This is a genomic window from Burkholderia sp. L27(2015) (assembly GCF_009765705.1).
GTDB lineage: Bacteria > Pseudomonadota > Gammaproteobacteria > Burkholderiales > Burkholderiaceae > LMUX01.
Window position 1 is genome coordinate 210,574 of sequence record NZ_LMUX01000027.1, and the last position, 22,500, is coordinate 233,073.

Sequence of the window (22,500 nt, forward strand, 5' to 3'; positions counted from 1 at the left end):
AGGGACGCTAGTCGGTGAACAAAGCCTTGCGGATTATTGCGTGGACACCCCAGTTGCCGTCGACCACTTGCGTCACGCCAAAATCCACCGCCACTGAAATCAACGAGATCGCCTCGTCTTCCGATAGCCCTTTTGTCGTCATCAGGAAGCGTCGCGTTTTATTGAACGCGTCGCGCATGGCCAAATCCAGCGTCGACTTGTCGTAGACCTCGCTCTGCGCGCTGGTGCCAAATTCAGCCAGGTAGTTGGGATAGCTGAAGCCGTGAAGTATCCACTCGTCTGCGGTTTCGACCAGCGGGTAGGTGAGGTCTGCAAATGGCTGGTCGGCCAGCGTTTCTTTTTTATGCAGCACTAGCTCGAAGTCGCCGGTCAGCGAACACTCGATCGCCGTTCCGCACAGTTCGGAATCGCCTTGCGATGCATGCGGGTCACCAATCGACAGCAGTGCGCCGGGCACGCCAACCGGCAAGAAGACGCTGGCACCGCGAGCGACGCGCCAGTTATCGAGGTTGCCGCCAAAGGTGGAGGGCGGGATCGAATCGATCAGGCCATTCTGCTGCGGCGCCACCGTGATGACGCCAAAGTGCGGACGCACCGGGATCTTGACGTTCTTGAGGATGTTGTGATTTTCGACCACCGTTGTATGGTCGACCGGCACGCCCGGGTAGTCGATGGTGGGATGCAGCACACCGAACGGATCGCGCTGCGGTGTCCAGCGAAAATTGTAGACCGCCCGCGCGCAGGCGGTTTCGCCATTGGCATTGCCGCGGTTGGCGGCGTCGGTCGCGTCGAGTTCGTAAATCGTGACCACCTCACGAGGCTTGGGTTCGGTCAGCAGCTCACGATAATGAAAACCCCACCAGGCGGCCGCGTTGCTGCCGAACGCGCGGCCAGGAAAGCGCGGGTTCGCGCAGCGACGCGGATGGATGTCGAGGATGCGTACCTCGAGCACGTCGCCTGGCTGCGCGCCGCGTACGGCGATCGGCCCGGTGCAGATATGTACGCCGAAGCCTTCGCCTGCGCCACGTCCATAGATCGACGCGTCCATCGGACCCGCGCCGCGCCGGTCGACGTTCTTATGCTTGGCGGTCCAGTGGAATACGCTTTCGGCACCGGGATCGCCTTCGATCATGCGCGCCCAGTCGTCGGCGGCGTGTTGTGTCAATGTTTCTATCGTCACCGTATCGCCGCTGCTGACCTCGAGCACCGGCTTCAGGTCATGGCTGAAATAACCCCAGTGAACGGTGTTGGCGGTGGCGCGCAGCAGATGATGACGCGGTCGCGATCGCGACGGTGCTTTGGCGGCGATTTCCGGTTTGCCCTGATGCGTGTCGATGGGAGGCGGCGCGACCAAAGTATCCGCGGCGGCGACCGTGGGCGTACGCGACAGGTCGGCACTATCATGGGGTACGGGTTGGACATGCTGCAGCAGGCTCTGCGCATTAAGCGGCAACCCGCGAGAGATGCGCCGCACCAAGTGCCGCGACAACTCGAGGCTCGCTTCATGCCGGAAGGTGCGCGGCGACGCGCCGTACTGCTCGCGAAATACCCGGCTGAAATGGGCCGAATCGTTAAAGCCCCAGCGAAAGCAGATATCTGAAATCGACACCTTGTCGTACAGCGGATCGACCAGTTCGGCCCGGCAGCGTTCGAGTCGGCGCGAGCGCAGATAGGTCGAGAAATTTTGCCCGACGGTTTCGAAAAGTTTTTGCAGATAACGTGGCGAGACGCGTTCTTCCTTGGCGATCAGCGCAAGACTGATTTCCGAATCGGCCAGTCTTGCTTCGATGATCCGGCAAACGCGCGAGAAAATCGCCGCCTGTGAGGGAGTGAGGCCGCCGAAGCTGCCCTCCCGTTCATGACCGGCGAGGCTGGCGACGAGAAATTCGGCCAATGCCAACTCGAGCGGGCGCAGATCGTTCGATGACAGCGTCTCGACGCTTTCGGCAATTGAGCGCAGGAAACCCGAAAACACGTGCGCGATACCCGTGTCGCCCGAGAGGCAGCCGGCCCGTAATGAAAATGGCATCAACAACCTGGCGTTAACCGCGTTGTTCGGCACACGGACCACGAACACCCGGAATTCCGCCGCAAACGCCAGGCGTAACGGCTCGCGGGACGACGCATACACGATGTCGCCGATCGCTACGCGCTCCCGCACGCCGTCGGCCACCAGTGTTGCGTCGCCGTCCGCGTGCAGCACGATCATCAGGCTGTCGCCGGCGTCGGTCTTGAGGTCCAGCGTTTGCGCGACCGAAGTCAGCAGGCTCAGCTCGAATCCGCCAGTGGAAGTCTGTGACTTGATCGTGCCATGCAGTGAGCGGACCTCGTCCGCGCTGGTGCTGCTGCGCAGGCCGACGCGATCCAATGCGCCGGTCCATGCGCGCAAGCGTTCAGCTTCGGGATATGACTCGGTGGTAAAGCGCTGCAAGTCCAAACGGATACCCTGGAGACGTTGATCGTGGGAGGATATCTACGCAATGTCCATGCCATCGCGCCATGCACGCGGGCGGCCCGATTCAAGCCAGACCGGTAGAACGCATCGACGCATTGGTGTGAAGATGCACTGCGGCGGAGCGAGGATGCACAGATTAGGCGCGCAAGCCATCCATCGTTCGATTTGCTAAAAAGCACTTATAAGAAGCGTATAATCAATCCACCGCCTTATTGTGCTGCATATATGATGCGTAAGGAGTTGTTTCATGGATTGCAACCTACAGATATTTCTCGATGATCGCTGGGTCGACTGCGCGCAGATCGAGCTTAACGGCGGCCTTTGCCAGTGGAATTACCTGGTCATGTACGCCGTGGAGCATACGAACGCTCCGCTATCACTGGCTGAGCCCGTAGACATTGACATTCGCGCGGCCCGGACCATGCCCGCCTTCCTCTACGACCTTGTCCCGCAGGGAGCCGGTCGTCGTTTCTTGTTGAGCGAGCTGAAACTGTCCGATGGCCCTAACGCGGACTTTGCGCTGGTCCGCGCAGGCGCCTTCAATCCGATCGGCCGGATCCGGGTGGCGGAGGCGGTCGGCTATTTTGATACACACGTGGCACGGCACCCGGCCACGCGTGGCCTGCCCGGCCTGACGATCGACGAGGTCGTCTTGCGCAGCGCGGAATTCAAGGAGATGATGTTCCTGCATGGAATGCTGGGCACCGGCACCACGGGGGTCCAGGGTGCGGCGCCGAAATACCTGCTGACCAGGGACCGAGCGGGCCTGCTGCATGGTGATGCCGTCCTGCCCGATGCCGATGCGGCGGAGCACCTGATCGCGAAGCTACCGCGCGGGAATAGCACGGCCGATGACAAAGTCCTGCGCAACGAAGCGGCGTATATGCGGGTGGCCGCCGCGCTGGGTATTCGTACGCATACGGATTTGCCGACTCTTCACGGCGACGTTCTGCTGATCCCGCGATTTGACCGGATCGTGCGCGATGGGAAAGTCGTTCGCCTTCATCAGGAAAGCGTGGCATCCATTCTGGGGTTGTCCGGCTTTGAGCTGCGCCCGAGCCTCTTCGACGTGGTGGTCGGGATCCGCAAGGTTGTCACCGACCCCGCGGCAGAAACACTCGAATTCATCAAGCGGGACGTGCTCAATCTGGCGCTACGCAACACAGACAATCACGCGCGCAATACAGCCGTGCAACGGGTTGACGGTCAGGTCCGGCTCACGCCCCTGTTCGACTTCGCGCCCATGTATCTGGATCCCGAATTGATTCCACGTGCGCTGCGATGGTATGCGCCCGACAGCCGCATCGAGCTGACGGACTGGGCCGACGTGCTCGCGGTGCTCCCTATACATGAACACGAGCGCCGAGTGCTCGCCCAGGCATTGAGCCGGTTTGCCAAGCAGGTCGAATGCCTGCCCGACATCATGGAAGCGCAGGGCGTCGATCGCGACATCATCGAGTTCCTGACGCAATCCATTGATACGCAGGTCCGCCAACTGAAAGCCCTTCAACCTCCAGAGACTCATCATGCCCCGTCGGACCCGACCTACCCGTGACGAGCAGAACGCTCTGCGCCGAACTTTCTACGAAAGGATCGGCCGCGGCGACATGACCATTCCTGAGGCGATGAAAGCGATGCGCCAGATGACAGGCTTGACCCAGGAGGAATTCGCCGCGCATCGCGACGTCAGCCGCCGGGTCATCCAGGACATCGAGCGCGGTACCGGCAACCCGACCGTCGACTCCCTCAACAGCGTCGCAAAGCTCTTCGGTCTGCAGGTCGGTTTCGTCCGGGTCCGGCGGAACGAACCCGACCAGCCGACTTAACGGCCCTTCCTCCTATGCTACTCAGGTCACCTTGCTGCGCAAATAAGCCGAAACACGCTCCGCACAAGCCACCAGTGCAAACGTAATAATCAGCAGCAACGATACGGTCTGATACTGGAACAGATTCATCGAAGTCAGCAACTGGAACCCAATACCGCCCGCACCCACGAATCCGAGTATCAGCGACGAGCGCAGGTTTTCATCGAAGCGGAACAGGCTAATCCCCAGCAGCGACGGCAGCACCCCGGGCACCACCGCATGCGTGAACACCTGCAGACGCCCGGCACCGGTCAGCGTCAACGCTTCCACTGGCCCCATATCCATATCCTCGATAACCTCGGCGAACAACCGACCGAGCATACCAACCGAATGCACCGCCAACGCCAGCGCACCTGGAAACGGACCCAAGCCAACCGCCGTAACAAACAACAACGCCCAAACCAGATCAGGAACCGCGCGGGTAATACCAATCAACGCCCGCGCGCCAAAATACAGCGGACGAGCCGGCGTCACATTACTCGCAGCCAGGATCGCCAGCGGAAACGCCATCAACACGCCAAACACCGTGCCGAAAATAGCCAGATCGATCGTTTCCAGCACCGGCCAAAGATTCGGCACGAACTGGTCATAAGCGGGAGGCATTGCGCGCGAAATGATATCGGCCATCCCATGCGCGCCGGTGATCAGGTCTTGCGGACGGGCCTGCACGACATACAGCGTCTGGGCGAATACCGCCAGCGCCACGACGGCCGCGAATACGAACCATGCCGTATGCAGCGCCGACTTCCTGGGGGGCATGCCCCCAGGAAGGGTAGGACTAAAAGTTTGATTCATGCGGGTCTTGGCTCAAGCCTTAAGCGGCTTCTGACGTGTACAGGCTGGCTATCTGACGGCTGGACACCGCGGATGCAGGTTGATCGAATTCCATCCGGCCGCGGCGCAAGCCGATCAGCCGGTCGGCATAGCGCGACGCCAGCTCGGGCTGATGCAGTACGCACACGATTGCCAGGCCGTCGTCGGTTGCCAGACGGCGCAGCAATTGCATCACTTCATCGGCGGCCTCCGGGTCGAGGCTAGCTACCGGTTCGTCAGCGAGCAGCACTTGCGGGCGTTGCGCGAGTGCGCGTGCAACGGCCACGCGCTGCGCCTGACCACCCGACAGCGTGCCGGCACGCTGGTGCGCCAGGTGCAGCAAGCCAACTTCGTCAAGAAAGCCCAACGACGACTCGATTTCGCTTTTCGGAATTCGGCCCAGTGCAGTAGCCAACGTACGGTGACGGCCCAGCGTGCCGCAGCACACATTCGCCAACACACTACGCCGTTTGACCAGATTGGCATTCTGGGAAATGATCGCGAGCGGCAGACGGCCGATGCGCAAATCCTTGCCCGATAACTGGGCCAGGTCGCGCCCAGCGACCTCGATCGAACCGTTGGTTGGTCGATTGAGGCCGACTACGCATTTCATGAAAGTCGATTTGCCGCTACCGTTGCTGCCCAAGACAACCACCATCTCGCCGGCGTTGACCGCCAGGTTCAGATTGGTGAGCGCGGTGTGTCCGTTCGGATAGCGCATGGCCAGGTCGCGCACAGCCAAGCGCACGCCCGTGCGGGCGGCGCTATTTGCGGCGACCGTAGCTTGCCGGCCGCCGTCGACGTTCGTATGCCCCGAATCATCCAGGGCAAACGCGTCAGCATTGCTATACAGAGTGTTCACAGCTTGGCGAGGTCGATGTGCAGCGTGGAAACCAGATCGCGGATCTGATTGTAGGCAGCGTCGGACTGAGGCACCGTGATCAAAGCCGGGCTTTCATTGGCTGCCAGGAATTTCTGATCGTCCGCCGGCAAATCGTGCAAGTCGAGTGAGCTGAGCACCTTGGCCAAGCGGGCCTTGAACTCGGCAGGCAGATTGCCGCGAATCGCCAACGGATCCAGCGGAATCGGCTCCGACTGCCACAGCGTGGTGTAGGCGGCGGCGTCGTATTCGTTGTGCAATTTGGCGCTGGCGATCTCTTCGCTGTTCAGTTCGCCGGCATCCACTTTGTGGTTGCGCAACGCTTCGAACGACGCCGTGTGGCTGCCGGCATAAATGGCTTTCACGCCGGTGTCAGGGTCGACCCCGGCCTTGCGCAGACCGAACGCGGGAAACAGGTGGCCCGAGGTGGAGGCCGGATCGGCGTAGGCGAACGAGCGCGCTTTGGTCTCGGTCAGCGTCTTGATGCCCGAACCCGGCCACGTGACGATGGAGGCGTAATAGGTAGCCGGCTTGCCGTCAGCGCCGGCAAAGGTGGCGACGGCTTCAGCGTGGGCAACTTGGTGCGCGAGCACGTAGCCCAACGGGCCGAACTCGCCGAGTTCCAGCTTGTCGTTGCGCATTGCTTCGATTTCGGCGTTGTAGCTGGTGGCGACATACAACTCCACCTTACAGCCGACCTTGTCGCCGATCATCTTGGCGAGGTCCGTGTACACGGGCAGGATGCGTTGTGCCGACTCGAAAGGTTCGACGCCGAACCGGATCACTCCGCCATTTGGGCATACGCCGGCAGCGTTTGCCGTGCCGGCAGTGAAACCCGTAACCAGAGCAGCCACGGCTAGTAATAAGGACGCCTTCAAGTTCAATCTCCCATCAGCACAACGTTGAGTTGCGATGAGTATAGGGATCGCTTGTGACGGATCCGTGACGGCCGTCGGCGCTTTATTGGGGTGTGATCGGCTGGGTTGAGCTGAACTGCCGCGTAGTTAACCAGGGCGTGATCGACGCGGCGTCGGGTTTGAAAACCGACGCTCTTGCGCTTCTTTTTCGGCGAGGCCGCAGATCTCGTTATACCGTTCGATCGGCATCAAGCGCTCGGTCACCGCGCTCAGATTGCCGTCACGCTTAAGTGCCCCCAGCACCTGATCGACCGCGCGCGCGGCCGACAGGATCGTCGTGATCGAGTACATGACGGCCGCCGCGCCCGCGCTTTCGATCTCGGCTATCGATGCCCCGGCGACCTGCGCCGCCTGCGACACATTGGCCAATTGCGGACCTGGCACTGCCGCGCAAACGGCACGCAGATCTTCCATGCGGTCGGCGCCTTGCACGAAAGTCATGTCGACCCCGGCTTCCCAATACCGCTGTGCTCGCTCGATTGCCGCGTCGCGCCCCAGTACGCTGAGCGCGTCGGTGCGCGCGCAGATCACGAAATTCGGATCGGTCCGTGCGTCGAGCGCGGCTGCGAGTTTGCCTAGCATCTCGTCGATCGGCACGACCGCCTTGCCTGCCAGGTATCCACAGCGCTTGGGTAGAGTCTGGTCCTCCATGAACAGCCCGGCCACGCCGGCACGCTCGAACGCGCGCACGGCCTGCCGCACGCTGTGGACTCCGCCGAAGCCGGTGTCGGCATCGACCAGCACGGGGATTTGCACGGCAGCGGCGATCCGGCCGTAGTGGTCTGCATAGTCGCGCATGCTGATCTGTCCGAGATCAGGCTCGCCCAGCAGCGTACCCATTGCCGCATTGCCGCCTGCCAACAGCGCCTCGAAACCGTGCGCTTGCGCGAGCTTGGCCGACAGCGCGTCATAGACACCCGGCAACACCGCGATGCGGGGTTGCGCCAATAGTTCTCGCAGACGTTTTCCTGGATGCATTGTTTTTTTTCTTCCTTTAATCGCCGGCCAAGCGCCGTGCAAGATAGCCGAGTACGCCGTTGGCCGTTACCGCGAATACGAGCAGCAGCAAGGCAATCGCCATGATGGTGTCGTTATCGGCCAGGTTGATCGCGCGTATCAGCATGTAGCCCAGGCCACGCCCGCCGCCGAACATTTCGCCGATCAGCGTGCCCAGCAGCGTCAGCGAAAAGCCGATGCGCATGCCGGTAATGAACTGCGGCAGAACCGCAGGCAACAGCACGTGAAAGAACGTGTTCAGGCGCGACAGCTGCATGGCTCGCGCGGTACGCACATAGACGGGTTTGAGATTGCGAATCGCCGCCATGCCGATCAATATCACCGGCACGATGCCATGCATCACGCCGAAGGTGACCTTGGCCGGCAGGCCGAGCCCGCAGATCAACAGCACGACGGGATACAGCGTCACCTTGGGAATCGCATAGAACGAGACCAGCAGTGGCTCGGCGACATCGCCCGCCAAATGCCGCATACCTAGCCAGGCCGCACCGGCCAACCCCGCGATCCAGGAAATGGCCAGCGCCATTGTGAAGCCCTCGGCGGTCGCGACCAGATCGGGGCGATAGCGCGCGCCGCCGAGGATTTCGATCAGCCTTTGCACTGCGGGCACCGGACCCGACAGCGCATCGGGTCCGAGGCACAGCGCCAGCACTTGCCAAAGCGCGACGAACGCCAGCGCGGCCAGGCCGCCGGGCAATGGCAGACGGCCCAGGCAACGCGCCGGTCCCTGCAAACGGTAGGTACTAGACACCGGACACCCCCTTGATAACCGTAACCGTTCCGCCCATGCGCCGCACCAGCATCGACAGCGCCATGTTCAGCCCGACCGCGGCAAAAATCACGATCAGGATCAGTCCGTACATGCGTGAGGTCATGAAGTTGTCATAGCTGAACGCAATCTCGTGACCGATGCCGACGCTGGACAAAATAAACTCGCCGGCAATCGTCGCGATCAGTGCATAGGCGGTGACCAGCCGCAGTCCAACCATCAAGTGTGGCAAAGCCGCAGGCAGCAAGACGAAGAACACGCGGCGCGGCAAGTCGAGCCGATGCAAGCGCGCCATCTTGAACAGCGCAACGGGAATGCGGTCGAGCGCGGTCACGGTGCTCAGCACCATCGCCGCGACTGAGAACACGAAGGCGATGGCGATAATCGGCCGCGCGCCGATGCCGAACAGCACGATCATGACCGGGTAAAACACGAAGACGGGCACCGCGTACCACGCGCTAAGCACCGGGTCCGCCAACTTGCGCAGCCACGGCACCGCAAATAGCCAGAAGCCGCACGCCACGCCGATCGTGATCGATAGCACGCTGGCCACCAGCACTTCGCCGAGGGTGATCAAGATCGAGTGCCGCATGGCCGGGTCGAGCAGGGCATCGATGGCCGCGACGACCATGGTGCTGGGAGGCACCATGGTGATGTGCTTGATCAACCCCGCGCGACAGGCTACCTCCAGTGCCACCAGGGCCAGCAGGACGATAGCCAAGCGCAGTGGGCCGGCGCGCCGCAGCAGACCGGGCTTTTTGACTTGACTGCGCACGTGGCTAATCACGTCGCGCCTCGCATCGATTTCATGGACTCTCCGCGCAGGCGCTCCCACAACCTGCCGGAGATCGCGCCGAAGGCCGCGGTGCTGGCGACCGTACTGTCGCGGTCGCGGTCCCATCCGGTTTCTATCGTTTCGAGCAAGGTGCCCGGGCGTGCCGACATGATGGCAACGCGGTCCGACAGCATCGCGGCTTCATCCAGCGAGTGCGTGATCAACAGCACTGTAGCGCCGGTTTCGCGCCACACTCGCAACAGTTCGTCGCCCATCAGCAGACGGGTCTGCTGGTCGAGCGCGCCGAACGGCTCGTCGAGCACCAGGAAACGCGGCTCCAGCACCAGCGTGCGCGCGATGCACATGCGCTGGCGCATGCCGCCCGAGAGTTGATTCGTGCGTGAGTGCGCAAATTCGGTCAAGCCCATGAACCCGAGCGCGTGCGTCACACGCGCGTCGATGTCCTGCTGCGACCGGCCCAGACGCTTCAGGCCGAACGCGACGTTGTCCCACACCGACAGCCAGGGAAAACTCGCGTCCTCCTGCAGCACCAGACCGACACCGGCAGGCACCTTGCCGGCATAGGGCACGCCGTCAGCGGACACAGTGCCTTGATCGGGAGGCGCGAGCCCCGTGAGGATATCGATCAGCGTCGACTTGCCACAACCGGAGGGGCCGACGATCGAGAAAAATTCGCCCGGACGCAAGGCCAGATCGATCGGGCCGAGCGCGTGCAATTCACTGCCATCCGCGCGCGTGTAGCGGCGCGTCAAACCCTGCGCGTCGATGCGCAGGCCGACCTTGGCGGCCTTGGTCGTGGCGCTCATTTCTTGCTCCTCAGGTCGGGCGGCAGCGCCGATTCGTCGACGATGGTCGACCAGTCGACCTTCTGATCGGGATAAGCGCCCACCAGATGCAGCGCGGCCACCGAGCGGTCCATCGCCTGATAATCGAATTTGCCCTCGTCCCAGTAACCGGCAGCGAGCAGGCGATGCAGTGCGGTGTCGATGGTGGGCAGCGGCATGTCGTAGGCCTGCGCGGCGATCTTCGCGGCCTGTTCAGGATGCGCCTTGAGGAATTGCACGCCGTCGCGGCGGGCGAGGATGATGGCCCTGACCTGATCGGGGTGATCGTGCAGGAACTTGGTGCTGACGACCCCGACATGCTGAGTGATCGGCGGCATCACATCAGCAACGTTGAATACCACGCGATACTTCTTGATGTTGCGCGAGTAGGTCGGCTCGAGCTCGGGCGCGGCGTCGACTGCGCCTTGATCGAGTGCGGTCAGACCGCCGCCTATGGTGCCTAGCGAGAGGCGTGTGACTTTGTCGGTCGGGATGCCAGCGTTTTGCAGGGCGAGCAAGCCCAGTACTTCGGTGGTTGAACTGGCGCGCGTGTAGGCGATCTTGCGGCCGGCCAAATCGTGGATGTTCTTGACCGGCGAGTTCGGCAACGTGACCCACACCAGGTCCGCCGCATTATTGACGGCACCGTTGACGATCTTCAGATCCAGGCCATCATGGATAGCGCTCACCGCGGCGCTCAATGCCGTCTCCGTATACGGCATGTCGCTGGCCATCATATTGCGGATCGTAGTGCCACCGCCATCGGATGACAGAAAGCCGGTGATATCGACACCGCGCTTCTTGAAGAAGCCCTGGTCGAGGGCGATCGCCCACGGTACCCCATACATCAGCTCGGCGTAATGCGACACCACGACTTCGGCTGCGCGCGAGCTCACCGGGGCTGACAGTGCGACGCAAGCAGCGCTCAGCGCAAGCAGTGCGCGGGGCCACCTGCGCCCCGAGCGGATCGTGGTGCTGCCAGGGGCTTTGTTGGTTATGGCGTTTTGTGTCATGTCTCCTCCGTAAAACGTATAAGCCGGGCAAGTGACGTGGGCCCTTATGCTGGGCACTGAAGTCGGGCTGTGAAATCGGGCTGTGAAGCTGAGTTCTGAAGTTCGGTTCTTTAGATTGCGTTTTGAAATCGGATTTTTAGGTCGGCGCCTTTAGCTCGGCTTTTTCAATTCCTGAAGCCAGGGCCGCTCGGCGCGTTCACGTGCTTCGTAGGCGTCGATCGCATCGCTTGCGCGCAGCGACATGCCTATTTCGTCCAACCCTTCGAGCAAGGCGGTACGGTCGCTCGGTGCAATCTGGAATGCGAGCGTGAATCCGTCGGGGCCGGCGATCCGCAGGTTCACCAGATCAACCGTGAACTGGCCGGTGCTGCCCGCGGCGCGCACAGCGTTCACTAACGCAGCGTGCGGCGCCTCGTCGAGGACGATGGGCAGCAGCGCATTTTTCAGGCAGTTGGCGCGAAACACTTCGGGAAAGCTGCGCGCGATCAATACCCTGAAGCCGAATCCGTCGATGGCCCAGACGGCATGCTCGCGTGTGCTGCCGCAACCGAAGTTGGCACCGGCGATCAGGATTTTTGCGCTCTGATACTCGGGCCGAGCCAGCACGAAGTCGGGGTCCTTGCGCCATTGCGCGAACAGGCCCACGCCGTAGTCCGAATGCAGACCCCGCAGATAGCTCGATGGCAATACTTGATCGGTATCGATATCGTCTTGCAGCAGCAGCGCTGCAATGCCTTGCACTAGCTCGAAACGTCGCATGGCTGGAAAAGGAGAATAGGAGAGGAGGGGATCGACTCAGTGGTCAACTCATCGATCAACTAAGAAAGCGCCGCACGTCGACGATCTTGCCCGCTATCGCCGCCGCTGCCGCCATCGCGGGGCTGGCCAGATGCGTCTTGACGCCCGCGCCCTGGCGACCGGCGAAATTGCGATTGGTGGTCGAGACGATGCGCTGGCCCGGCCGGCCTTCGTCGCCGTTGACACCCGCGCACATCGAGCAGCCGGAGGACAGCCAATCGAAACCGGCGTCGCGGAAAATGCGGTCCAGCCCCAGGCTCTCGGCCTCAGCCTTGACGGTGGAAGAACCGGGCACCACCGAGGCCAGCATGCCAGGCGCTACCTTGCGATCACGCACTACAGCCGCCGCTGCTTGCAGATCGCTCAAGCGCGCGTTGGTACATGAGCCGATGAACACGCGGTCCACCGGCACGCCTTCGATCGGCATGCCCACGCGCAATTCCATGTAGTCGAGCGCATGTTCGTAGCCGGGCCGCGCGTCGAGTGCCGCGGTGGCCGGGTCGGGAATGCGTCCTGAAATCGGCAGCACATGCGTGGGATCGATGCCCCAGGTAATTTGCGGCTCGAGGTCGCTGCAGTCGATGGCCAGATCCTGGTCGAAGTGCGCCGCGTCGTCGCTCGCCAAGTGTTGCCAACTGGCCAGGGCTGCGTCCCAATGTGCGCCGCTGGGCACGCAGTCGCGCCCGGCCAGCCAGGAGAACACCGTGTCGTCGGGAGCAATCAGCCCGGTGCGGCCACCGAATTCGGCGGTCATATTGCATAGCGTGAGCCGGGCTTCGACCGGCAGCGCTCGCGCGACCGGCCCCGCATATTCCACCGCGTGGCCGCGTGCGATTGCCGAGCCGTAATGTCCGATCAGGTAGAGGATCAAATCCTTGGCGGTGACATGCGCGTTCAACGTGCCATTGAGCATGATGCGCATCTGGCGCGGCCTGCGAATCGCCAACATCTGGGTTGCTAGCACATGCACCAGTTCGGTCGTGCCGGTCGCAAAGCCGAGCGTGCCCAAGCCGCCGACCGTGCACGCGTGGCTGTCGGGGCACGCCAGCGTGCTGCCCGGCAACGCTATGCCCAGCTCCGGCGAAACCACGTGCACGATGCCTTGCGCAGGATCGTCCAGGCCGATCAGGCGTATTTTGTGCAGCGCCGAGCCGGTGCGCGTGGCGGCCAGGAACGGCGCGCCCTCGGGGTTGCTGCTTTCGGTGCGCTGCGGCGCGGTCGCGACCATGTGGTCGGTCACCGCGACCGTAAGGTCGGGCCTGCGCACCGGAAAACCGCTGCGTTTCAGGCGTTCGAATGCGGGCGGCGCATGCAGGTCGTGCAGCACATGCCGGTCCACGTAGATCAACTCGTTGCCATCGTCGCGACGCGCGACGAAGTGGCTGTCCCATATTTTATTGAAAAGCGTTTGCATCTTGTGTCCCCGCGTTGCTTCTTGTCAGCGAGAAGATATCTCGTCGCACTTTTTTGAGCGATAAAAATATCTTCGTCTACTTCTTTTGAGCGAGAATAGAAGGTATGTGCAATACCTGTCAACAGTTTAATTTAAACATCAAAACGCAAACATGACGACTGAGCAAGCCGACTTCCGTTCGGCATTGGCGCCTCCCGATACCGGTATGCGCCGCCTCGAAATCCAGACGCTGGCCGACCGTGCGTGCGAAATGCTCGACCACGCGATTCTCAACGGCACTTTGCCGCCCGGCATGCAGTTGAGCGAGTCGGAGCTGGCGGCGCGGCTGGGCATCAGCCGCGGGCCACTGCGCGAAGCGATCAACCGACTGGAAGGGCGGCGCCTGATCCACCGGGTGCCGCACATCGGCGTGCGCGTGGCCGCGCTGTCCGATTGGGATGTGAGTGAAATTTTTGCCGTGCGCGAGGTCATGGAGGGCCTCGCATGCAAGCTCGCGACCCAGCATATGAGCGATGCCGAATTCGACGAATTGGAGAAGTGCGTGGAGTTTCGCCACGTTTCGGCCGAACCGCCGGCCGGCAGCGCATTTCATCGCAAGCCGCAGCAATGGGATTTCCATTACCGGATCGCCCAGGCCAGTTTGAATCGGCAGTTGATTCAATACCTGTGCGGCGACATGTATTACCTGCTGCGTCTATATCGCGCACGCTCGGGCGTGACGCCCAAGCGCGCCAATGCCGACGAAGAACACCGCGAGATTTTGCGGGCCATGCGCGCGCGCGATGGGGATTTGGCGGAGCAATTGATGCGCCGTCACATCGCCGATGCGCGTTTGAGTCTGGATTTGAAAGAAGACGTGAACACGCCGACGCTCGACCCCCATGCGACCGAGATCGACCCGGCTTTGGCGGCGTCGAGCGAGGCGCTGTTAAAAGCGCCGCCGACCCGGCGACGTCGGCGTAGCGTGGCTAAAGACGACGCGGCGTAGAACCGGCACGGGCTGGAACTGCGCGGCCGAAGGCCGTGCCTATAGAACCGGCGTGTAGAAGCGCCTCTAGACCGCGCCTCTAGACCGCGCCTCTAGACTGCGCCTCTAGAACCGATGCCGCAAACCGGCTGCCGCCAACAACTGCTGGTCCGATCCCGACATGCCTTGGCCGCTGATATCGGCGCTTAAACCGGAACCATCGCTGCTGATATGTTGGTAGCTGGCCTGCAGATACACGTCGGTCCGCTTGGAAAGAAAGTAATCGGCCTGCAGCGATACCTCGTGCCATTTCGGACGGTGCTGGCCTGTCGCGCTCGACAGGTTGCCATCGGTAAACGTGTACTCGCTGTTCAGGCTTAAAGTGGGTGTGAGGTGATAACTACCGTTGACTTCGTAGTTGTCGAAGCTGGCGCCGTCGCCATTCTCCGCAATCCCGAGGCTATTCGCGCCGTTTATCATCGTGAGACCGCCGAGCTGCGTGCGCGTCCAGACAAAGCCGATTTTTGCCGCGCCGAGCGAGTAATTTACCCCTGCGCCGTAAGTGCGTTGCAGCGCGGCGATAAAGGTCCGCTCGGTCAGGGTTATGGCGCCATCGGTGTTGCTGCTGCCAGGATTGTTCGCTTGGAAATAGCCGGCGCCCAGGCTCAATGGGCCGACGCTGTACGACGCGCCAAAGCTGTACAGCCGATTGTCCGCAAAGCCGCCTGCCTCATCCGAAAACGCGTATAGCGCGCCGAATCTCAGGCCCGAGTACGAGATGCTCGAGTATTTGACTGCGTTATCGACCCGAAACGAGTTGTTCAGATTGTCGTTATCGAACGGATGCACGCTCAGGTTGTTACCGCCCGGGTGTGCCCCGGTGAAGCTGAGCGGCGCGAGATAATCGACGACCGAATCGTATTGACGGCCGAAAGTCACCGTTCCCAGCCGGTTATTGCCGAGCCCTGTGTACGCTTGATAACCGAACTCCCGACCGCCTTGCCGGATCGAGCCGTTCGTCACACTGAAGCCGTTTTCAAGCTCGAAGATCGCCTGGGTCCCTTGGCCGAGATCTTCGCGACCGTCGATGCCCCAATGGCTGCCGGTCACGGTTCCGCTGCCGGCCTGCACCACGCTTTGACCTTTTGGGTTATCCACGTAGACGATGCTGGCGTCGATCAAACCGTACAGCGTGACGCTGCTTTGCGCGTGAGCGCTGCAGGCATAAGCGACGGCCAATGAGGCAATGACGAAGGATTTGCTTTTCATATCGTTGACGATCGAGATGCAAGAGGCGAGGCGCCGCATGAGCGAAAGAGCGGTCATTCTAAACATAAATGAGAATTGTTTGTATTTGGAAAAAAGAGTGTCGATGACCGAATATTTCAAGGCAGTCGCGGCGTTTCGCGCTAATGGCGAATAAAAAGCGATAGCGATCCTTCATCGCCCCATGCCTTAGCGGTCAGTTATAATTCGCTCGCTCTTCGGGGAGTAGCCGCCTTGGACGCAATGTCCAGGGGCGCACGTCAACATACTTGCGCGGTGTAAACCGCTCATGGCGTGCGCAGCGTAAAGCCTGGCAAGACCGATGACGCGTATTCCCACCTAGCCGGGTCGCGGGGATATGCGCCATCGTTCGACATGCGACCCGGTGACCAGAGCGAATCCCATGCAATCTTTTCTCGTGTCGACTACCGTAGTCGGCCTGGCCGAAATCGGCGACAAAACCCAACTGCTTTCGCTGGTGCTCGCGGCCCGCTACAAAAAGCCGATTCCGATCGTCCTCGGTGTATTCGTTGCGACCGTGCTGAATCACGCCGGCTCCGGCGCGCTCGGTGCGTGGCTCGCGAGCGTGGTCAGCCCCAACATCATGAATTGGGCGGTGGTCGCATCCTTCGCATTGATGGCCGTCTGGATCCTGATTCCGGACAAGCTGGACGACGCCGACGCGATTGCGACGAAGCGCGCGATGGGCGTGTTCCTGACTACGGCGCTCACGTTCTTCGTGGCGGAGATGGGTGACAAGACCCAGATCGTCACCATCGCCCTGGCTGCGCGCTTTCACGAATTCTTTGGCGTAGTGGCCGGCACTACGCTGGGCATGATGTTGGCGAATGTCCCGGTGATTTATCTGGGCAACCGGTTTTCCGATCGGCTACCGGCACAGGCCGTGCATATCGTTGCGGCCATCATCTTCGTAGTGCTGGGCGGATTCGCGCTGCGCACTGCGCTATACCCGGTCGCGCATCCGATGTTCTAGCGGTTCAAATGGGCAAGCGCGTCACGCATCGGCTGACTCGATATCGCGATCGAACCCGTGAAGGGCGTGTCCAGGTCGACGAGCACGTAGACGGCCGACGCAATCGACAGTGCCCCCAAGGTGATGGTGACCAGAGCGAGCGCGTTGCGTGGCGCGATCAGCCCGAAGCTCAGGAAGATGATGAACAGCCAGAACGTCAGCGTAACGAAGAACGGTTCGGAGATCGAACTATGGGCTTCTTCGATCAATTTCCAGCGAGCTGTGCTGAGCCGGTCGAATTGCATCAGGCTATCGTCAGCCAGGGAACGGTGCAGCGAGTCGCTGGGGTTTAGCGCGCGGATATCTCGTTCCACTACGCCAAGCAAATTGCCGAGTTCGACGCTTTCGAGTTCTTCCGTGCCAGGGTCCGTGCGTAGATGGCGCGGGTAGTCGTTACCGGGCGGCGCCGGCTCGTGCGGCCAGGTGCTCGCGATCGCAGCGGCGGTATAAGTGCGCAAGACGCTGCGCGCCTGGTTCGCGTCGGGGCCGTATTCGAGCAAGCTCGAATCGAGCCGTACGAGGTCACTCGCATAGGTGCGAAAGTCGTTGCTGATGGCATCGAAGCCATTTTTTGCGGAGGCGGTCATCAGGCCCAGCACGAGCGCCGCGAACGTGACGAGCATGCCGATAACCAACTGAATGAGCTGCACGGTTTCGTGAGCTTTGTGCTCTTCAGGCAGCAAGGGCCGAACGAGTACGCCCACGCCGGTGCCGACCAGCAGCAGTACAAAAACCAGCAGGGCTGAGCCGATCTCGGACATGTCCGGTCAGTGTCGGTTTGTCATGCGAACAGGGAAACAACGATGGCCAGCCACTCTGCGCTGACGCCCAACAGGAACGCGCGTCGCGCGATGCGCAAGGCCGCAGCCTCATCGGGGTCGTGACTGGGTTTGGTGGCGAACCACGGCACCGAGGCGAGGCAGACGAAGCCGCAGATCGCCAAGGCGGCAACCACTACGTCGAGCGGCCGCCATTTCGTCGACTCGTTCAAGCCCCAATACCCGAGAAATACCATGCCGATCGAAAAGACGGTCGATGCGGCGGAGCTCAATGCGACAACCGACCCGGTTGGAGACTGCATACGGACCCTCCCGTCGAAGGGCTCGAAGCCCATCGGGCAATCATATAACACGGCGCGCGGTAGGTCCCTCGAGATTGAGCCCTACTTGAGCCTAGTTTGGCGCCGTAGCGCTAACGATGGGCGTGCAGGCGCTTTAACAGCGTGTGCGCACGATCCATGCGACGCCGCTTTCTACGTTTTAGCCATCGCAACGCGTCGTCGACATCGCCTTGTGTGGCCTGGTCTCGCGCTCCTTTGTCTTTTCCGCCCGCGTCTTTTCCCCGCTCCGTGTTTCCCCCGCTTGTCTCTCGCTCGCTCGTGTTTTGCCCGCCGGTCTTTCGCCCACCGGTCTTTCGCCCAATTTGGCTCGCGTAGTGCCGAATCAGGTTTTCGCTGGCGACGAAATCGTTGAGCTCGCCGAGTTCCTCTTGCAACTCGGCCATGTGTTCGAGGGTCGTTCGATGCGAGTCGTCGAGCACCGGTAAGAAAAATTCCAGCATGTATCGCACTTTCTTGCCGGCGATGCGTACCCGATGCAGGGCCTCATAATCGCAATCCGATTTCGCTGCCTGCTTGAGCCGCTTGCGCAGCGTTTTTTCGGCCGAGCGAATGCGCTCATTGGCAAATTGGGTCAGTTTGATCGCGCTGTCGTCGCGGGCCAGTTGTTCGAGCGCGTCATCCAGCGCGCGTTGCAAAATTTGCTCGACCTCGGCGGGATTGATGGTGGCGCGGCTGAGCAGCAATGCACGGATGCGCTGCTCGTCGAGGGCCGGCAGCAGTTCGGCGAACGAAGTCCGCGTGCGTTTTTTCTTGGAGAAAAGCTCAAGCGCAACGTCCCAGTCCCGGGTGTTGCCGGCAGCGTCCGCGAGCCGCTTGAATTGCTCCCGATGAAGCTCGGCATCCTGGCTGTCGAGCAGCGGCTCGTACGCCCACCAAAGCGAACGCAAACGTCGCAGGGCGATGCGTAGCTTGTGAAAATCTTCGGCGTCGGACTTGTTTTCCAACTCGCGCGCACGACCTAACGCGGCTTCGATGAGGGCGGGAACCAAGCTTCGAAACCCTTCGGCAGCGGTCGTTTCAGACGTCAATGCGTCAGGCGTCAATGCGGTTTCGCTTTTCACGTCGTAGCGGTCCAAAAATCGCTGGGGATGACCCCGAGCCTATTATTTATAGTACTCAGAATAACCGCGTGGCTCTGTGGTGAGACGCCCGTTGGCTTCCATTCGTTCACGTAAAAAATTAAGTTTTTGCTCAGTGCGCGGGCAATTCAAGTTGCAGCCGGCGGCGCCGATAATTCGCTTATCGAACTCGATCTCGGTCCACCGACCTGTATATTGAACGGCGTGCACCGTTTCTGCCTACCCGCGGAGCCCTATAAATTGTGAGCGATTCGATATTCAAGCGGTCCTCCATCACATTGCGAGCGGTTGCGTTTGTGGTGGCCGTGTGCACGAGTCTTATCGTGATCGACGGCTGGCGAAGCTGGAACGGGCGCGCGATCGAGTTGCGCCAAACCGAAGTGGCCGCGTCGAACCTTGCGCGCGCGACCGCGCAGCAGGCGGACGACACCCTCAAGGAGGCCGATACCGCGCTGATTGGCATCGTGGAACGGATCGAGCACGACGGCACCAGCCCGGCGGCTTTAGCGCGGATACACACGGTCTTGACGCAACAGGCGGCCGCGCTCGGGCAATTGAACGGTTTGTTCGTGTACGACGAAAACGGACGGTGGATTGCGGATTCCCAGGCGGTTCTGCTGAATCTGAATAATTCGGATCGCGAATACTTCATTTTTCATCGTACCCATACCGACCGGGGCCCTCACATCGGGGTCCCCGTAATCAGCCGGTCGACCGGAAAGTGGATTATTCCGGTGTCGCGACGCATCAATCACCCGGACGGCAGTTTTGCGGGCGTGGCGCTGGCCACGATCGATATCGATTTTTTTTCGCGCTTTTACGCTAGCCTCGACATCGGCAACGCCGGTGCAATTGCGCTTATTTCGGAATCTGGAGTGATGCTGGTGCGTCGCCCGTTAGCGGAGGGTTCCGTCGGAAAGAACGTGAGCGATACCGGACTCTTTCGCGATTACGTCGCGCAGGGCCCGGTCGGGATGCGATTGACGAAGTCCTCGCAAGACGGTGTAACGCGGATATTCAGCTTCCGTCGTTTGACGCGCTATCCGCTGTTCGTCGCCGCCGCGCTGTCCAAGGACGAAGTGTTGTCCGGATGGTGGAGCGACACGCTTTGGCATTCCGGGGGCGTTATTTTTCTGGCGTTGGTGGTGGCTTTCTTCGGCTGGCGCCTGATCCAGCAGATCGAATTTCGGACCAAGGCTGAGACCGAGGTCGTGCGCGCTCGCGATGCGTTGGAAAGCCTGAACCAAACGCTGGAGCGGCTCGCGATGCAGGATGGCCTGACCGGACTGGCCAACCGCCGCCAATTCGACGTGACGCTAGGCAACGAGTTTAGCCGGGCCATACGCGAGGCCAGTACGCTTGCGCTGATCATGATGGATGTCGATTGCTTCAAACAATATAACGACATCTACGGCCATGCTGCCGGTGACGAGTGTTTGCGAGAGATTAGCCGCACGATCAAGAACCTGACGCCACAACGCCCCGGCGATCTCGCGGCCCGGTACGGGGGCGAAGAAATCGCGGTGTTGCTGCCAAACACGAATGTCATCGGTGCGGTGAACGTCGCAGAGAAAATCCGCAATGCGATTCACGACCTGAAAATCGAACATGCCGGTAATCCGGCGGGTTTTGTTACGTTGAGCGCGGGTGTGGGGGCCTTTGTTCCGGCTCGCGGAACGACACTACCGACAGAATTGATCGATGCCGCGGACAAGGCTTTGTATACGGCAAAGTTGACCGGGCGCAACCGAGTGTGCGCGCGCGAGGAGGCGGATCTGTTTATTGGATGAGAGGCGGGTCTCGTTACCGGGTAAGAGGCGGGTCTCTCTCTACCGGCTGAGCCCCCGTCCTCTTTATCGAGTCAAACGCGCTTTCAAGCCTGCTTGGCCAGCGCTTTCTTCAGCAGATCGTCCAGTTCCGAGAACTGCGGCTCGCCCACATAGCGCTTCAGGATATGGCCGTCACGGTCGACCACGAACGTCGTCGGAGTCAACTGGATGTCGCCGAACTGCTTGGCTGCGCTGCCGTCGTCGAGCGCGACCTTGAACGGTAACTGACGCGTCTGGCTGTAGTTGGCGACATACATCGGAGCGTTGTAGCTCATCGCCACCGCGACGAATTCCAGACCTTGATCCTTGAATTCGTTATACGTGTGCACCATTTGCGGCATTTCCTGGATGCAGGTGTCGCAATCGGTCGCCCAGAAATTGATCACGTAGACCTTGCCTTTGAGCTGATCGGTCGAAATCTTTTGCCCCGATAGCAGCGTGAAGGTTGCCGACGGCACTTGCTTGGAGGTACCGAACGCAAACCAGGCGAGTGCGGCAATGACGATCGCCGCGACCAGCAGCGCAATGTGCGCGGGGGCGAAGCGACGTGTAGCGGCTTGCGGTGAATTCATTTTCTTGACCTCGGGACTTTTTCCAGCTGCCTTGGCATTTTAGTGCAAATTGGTGAAGGACGTAGTGCGGCGTTAAATGCCCTCTTAAATGGCTGGGCCGACGATAGAACCTAAGCCGGGCGTGGGTGAAGGATAATAGACGTTTTACCGGCACTCCTTGTGCCGGTGGCCCCTTTTCCTTGCCATGTTCAAACTACCCACCATTCCCTCGCTTGCTACTTTGCTGCGCGCCTTTGACGTGATCCGCCGCGCACTCCCGAATCCGCGGAAAGTCTTGCTAGGCGCGGCCGGCCTGGCGCTTGGCGCCTGCCTGACAGCGTGCACGCCTGCATTCGATTGGCGCAGCGTCACCAACACGGACGGCGGCTTCAGTGCGACCTATCCGGCCAAGCCGGCGTTGGACGAACGTTCAGTGCAGATTGCCGGGCAATCGCTGCGCATGCAGATGCAAAGCGCACGGGTCGGCGACACCGTGTTCGCGGTCGGCGTGGTGATGCTGCCGGCCGACACCCCGGCGTTGCAGGCGGCGGTGCTCGATTATCTGCAACAAGGGCTGGCCAGGAACATTGGTGTGGCGCCCCAGGTGCAGCCCGCGCGCATCCAGCTCGATGCGACGGGCGAAAGCATCCCGGCGACGCAGTTCGCGGCCAGCGGGGTCGTCCCCGATTCCAAACACGAGCACCGGTTCATGTCGGCGCGGTTTGCTGCGCATGGCGCGCGCGTGTACGAAGTGGTCATCGTGGCACCCACCGAGCCCGCAACCGAACAGGTCGATCAATTCTTCGATTCGTTTAAGTTATTTTGATGCTCGGTCGACGATTTTTTGACTGCCAGGCCGCGGCGCAAGGTTTGAAAGATGGCGCTCAGAGCTAAAGTGAAAACGAGCTAAATCGCTTATCTCACTGATTCGGCAGCGCTTTTAAAACTATCCACAGTTCCTGTGGATAACTTTGTGGATATCTTTGAAAGTCGACGCTAAATGCTTGAACGGCAAGGCTTCCAGACACTTTGCCAGCATTCTGGGCAAAATGCCCAAGTGCAATGAAATCAACGGTTTAAGCGGTCACGGTCGT

Annotated in this window: 22 protein-coding genes and 1 riboswitch; of the genes, 6 read left to right on the forward strand and 16 right to left on the reverse strand. The window is 61.0% G+C overall.

Annotated features, from left to right (window positions below):
* Positions 1–7: 7 nt before the first annotated feature.
* Positions 8–2,437 (reverse strand): acetamidase/formamidase family protein, encoded by a 2,430-nt coding sequence (locus GSQ77_RS28705; protein WP_158907489.1) that lies wholly within the window; start codon positions 2,435–2,437, stop codon positions 8–10.
* Positions 2,438–2,702: 265 nt separating this feature from the next.
* On the opposite strand from GSQ77_RS28705, the gene GSQ77_RS28710 reads away from it, so the two are divergent.
* Both GSQ77_RS28710 and GSQ77_RS28715 read left to right on the forward strand, forming a co-directional pair.
* Positions 2,703–4,010, forward strand: a complete 1,308-nt coding sequence (locus GSQ77_RS28710; RefSeq protein WP_254067871.1) for a type II toxin-antitoxin system HipA family toxin — start codon at positions 2,703–2,705, stop codon at positions 4,008–4,010.
* 52 nt (positions 4,011–4,062) lie between these two features.
* On the forward strand, positions 4,063–4,281 hold the full coding sequence (locus GSQ77_RS28715; protein ID WP_254067872.1) for a helix-turn-helix domain-containing protein: 219 nt from the start codon (positions 4,063–4,065) through the stop codon (positions 4,279–4,281).
* Between the two features lie 21 nt (positions 4,282–4,302).
* Here the strand turns inward: GSQ77_RS28715 and phnE are convergent, their stop codons facing one another.
* The 10 genes from phnE to GSQ77_RS28765 all read right to left on the reverse strand — a co-directional run bounded on the left by phnE (position 4,303) and on the right by GSQ77_RS28765 (position 13,561).
* Complete coding sequence (gene phnE, locus GSQ77_RS28720) at positions 4,303–5,115, reverse strand: phosphonate ABC transporter, permease protein PhnE (protein WP_254067873.1); 813 nt, start codon at positions 5,113–5,115, stop codon at positions 4,303–4,305.
* A gap of 19 nt (positions 5,116–5,134) precedes the next feature.
* Complete coding sequence (gene phnC, locus GSQ77_RS28725; RefSeq protein ID WP_158907493.1) at positions 5,135–5,995, reverse strand: phosphonate ABC transporter ATP-binding protein; 861 nt, start codon at positions 5,993–5,995, stop codon at positions 5,135–5,137.
* Complete coding sequence (locus tag GSQ77_RS28730) at positions 5,992–6,891, reverse strand: phosphate/phosphite/phosphonate ABC transporter substrate-binding protein (RefSeq protein ID WP_158907495.1); 900 nt, start codon at positions 6,889–6,891, stop codon at positions 5,992–5,994. Before GSQ77_RS28730 ends, phnC begins: the two co-directional genes overlap by 4 nt.
* Positions 6,892–7,017: 126 nt before the next feature.
* Positions 7,018–7,908: an oxaloacetate decarboxylase gene (locus GSQ77_RS28735; RefSeq protein WP_158907497.1), complete on the reverse strand. Its 891-nt coding sequence runs from the start codon at positions 7,906–7,908 to the stop codon at positions 7,018–7,020.
* A gap of 16 nt (positions 7,909–7,924) precedes the next feature.
* Complete coding sequence (locus GSQ77_RS28740; RefSeq protein ID WP_254067874.1) at positions 7,925–8,698, reverse strand: ABC transporter permease; 774 nt, start codon at positions 8,696–8,698, stop codon at positions 7,925–7,927.
* Positions 8,691–9,491, reverse strand: coding sequence for an ABC transporter permease (locus tag GSQ77_RS28745; RefSeq protein WP_158907499.1), 801 nt, complete (start codon positions 9,489–9,491; stop codon positions 8,691–8,693). Before GSQ77_RS28745 ends, GSQ77_RS28740 begins: the two co-directional genes overlap by 8 nt.
* A gap of 8 nt (positions 9,492–9,499) precedes the next feature.
* Positions 9,500–10,318 (reverse strand): ABC transporter ATP-binding protein, encoded by an 819-nt coding sequence (locus GSQ77_RS28750; RefSeq protein WP_158907501.1) that lies wholly within the window; start codon positions 10,316–10,318, stop codon positions 9,500–9,502.
* Positions 10,315–11,349 carry an ABC transporter substrate-binding protein gene (locus tag GSQ77_RS28755; protein ID WP_158907503.1) on the reverse strand — a complete coding sequence of 345 codons (1,035 nt, stop codon included), beginning with the start codon at positions 11,347–11,349 and terminating at the stop codon, positions 10,315–10,317. The genes GSQ77_RS28750 and GSQ77_RS28755 overlap by 4 nt, the downstream gene beginning before the upstream one ends.
* A gap of 150 nt (positions 11,350–11,499) precedes the next feature.
* Complete coding sequence (gene leuD, locus GSQ77_RS28760) at positions 11,500–12,108, reverse strand: 3-isopropylmalate dehydratase small subunit (protein WP_158907505.1); 609 nt, start codon at positions 12,106–12,108, stop codon at positions 11,500–11,502.
* Between the two features lie 55 nt (positions 12,109–12,163).
* On the reverse strand, positions 12,164–13,561 hold the full coding sequence (locus GSQ77_RS28765; protein WP_158907507.1) for a 3-isopropylmalate dehydratase large subunit: 1,398 nt from the start codon (positions 13,559–13,561) through the stop codon (positions 12,164–12,166).
* A gap of 151 nt (positions 13,562–13,712) precedes the next feature.
* Between GSQ77_RS28765 and GSQ77_RS28770 the strand changes: the two genes are divergently transcribed.
* A complete protein-coding gene (locus GSQ77_RS28770; RefSeq protein WP_216854969.1) occupies positions 13,713–14,549 on the forward strand; it encodes a GntR family transcriptional regulator in 837 nt (278 codons plus the stop codon).
* Positions 14,550–14,654: 105 nt separating this feature from the next.
* Here GSQ77_RS28770 and GSQ77_RS28775 read toward each other — a convergent pair whose 3' ends face one another.
* Positions 14,655–15,797, reverse strand: a complete 1,143-nt coding sequence (locus GSQ77_RS28775; RefSeq protein WP_158907508.1) for a porin — start codon at positions 15,795–15,797, stop codon at positions 14,655–14,657.
* 205 nt (positions 15,798–16,002) lie between these two features.
* Positions 16,003–16,176: riboswitch (yybP-ykoY riboswitch) on the forward strand.
* A gap of 21 nt (positions 16,177–16,197) precedes the next feature.
* Here GSQ77_RS28775 and GSQ77_RS28780 point away from each other — a divergent pair.
* Positions 16,198–16,788: a TMEM165/GDT1 family protein gene (locus tag GSQ77_RS28780; RefSeq protein ID WP_158907510.1), complete on the forward strand. Its 591-nt coding sequence runs from the start codon at positions 16,198–16,200 to the stop codon at positions 16,786–16,788.
* On the opposite strand, the gene GSQ77_RS28785 is transcribed toward GSQ77_RS28780, so the two are convergent.
* The 3 genes from GSQ77_RS28785 to GSQ77_RS28795 all read right to left on the reverse strand — a co-directional run bounded on the left by GSQ77_RS28785 (position 16,785) and on the right by GSQ77_RS28795 (position 19,008).
* On the reverse strand, positions 16,785–17,588 hold the full coding sequence (locus tag GSQ77_RS28785) for a DUF4239 domain-containing protein (protein ID WP_158907512.1): 804 nt from the start codon (positions 17,586–17,588) through the stop codon (positions 16,785–16,787). The genes GSQ77_RS28780 and GSQ77_RS28785 overlap by 4 nt on opposite strands.
* 20 nt (positions 17,589–17,608) lie before the next feature.
* Positions 17,609–17,908: a hypothetical protein gene (locus GSQ77_RS28790; protein WP_158907514.1), complete on the reverse strand. Its 300-nt coding sequence runs from the start codon at positions 17,906–17,908 to the stop codon at positions 17,609–17,611.
* A 110-nt stretch (positions 17,909–18,018) separates the two neighbouring features.
* The gene (locus GSQ77_RS28795; RefSeq protein ID WP_158907516.1) at positions 18,019–19,008 is read right to left on the reverse strand and encodes a CHAD domain-containing protein; all 990 of its coding nucleotides are present in this window, start codon (positions 19,006–19,008) and stop codon (positions 18,019–18,021) included.
* A gap of 260 nt (positions 19,009–19,268) precedes the next feature.
* Here GSQ77_RS28795 and GSQ77_RS28800 point away from each other — a divergent pair, with 260 nt between their 5' ends.
* A complete protein-coding gene (locus GSQ77_RS28800) occupies positions 19,269–20,816 on the forward strand; it encodes a GGDEF domain-containing protein (RefSeq protein ID WP_254067876.1) in 1,548 nt (515 codons plus the stop codon).
* A gap of 83 nt (positions 20,817–20,899) precedes the next feature.
* On the opposite strand, the gene GSQ77_RS28805 is transcribed toward GSQ77_RS28800, so the two are convergent.
* Positions 20,900–21,427 carry a TlpA disulfide reductase family protein gene (locus tag GSQ77_RS28805; RefSeq protein ID WP_158907518.1) on the reverse strand — a complete coding sequence of 176 codons (528 nt, stop codon included), beginning with the start codon at positions 21,425–21,427 and terminating at the stop codon, positions 20,900–20,902.
* A gap of 184 nt (positions 21,428–21,611) precedes the next feature.
* Here GSQ77_RS28805 and GSQ77_RS28810 point away from each other — a divergent pair, with 184 nt between their 5' ends.
* Entirely contained in the window at positions 21,612–22,232 is a 621-nt protein-coding gene (locus GSQ77_RS28810; RefSeq protein WP_254067877.1) for a hypothetical protein, read from the forward strand.
* Positions 22,233–22,500: the final 268 nt, after the last annotated feature.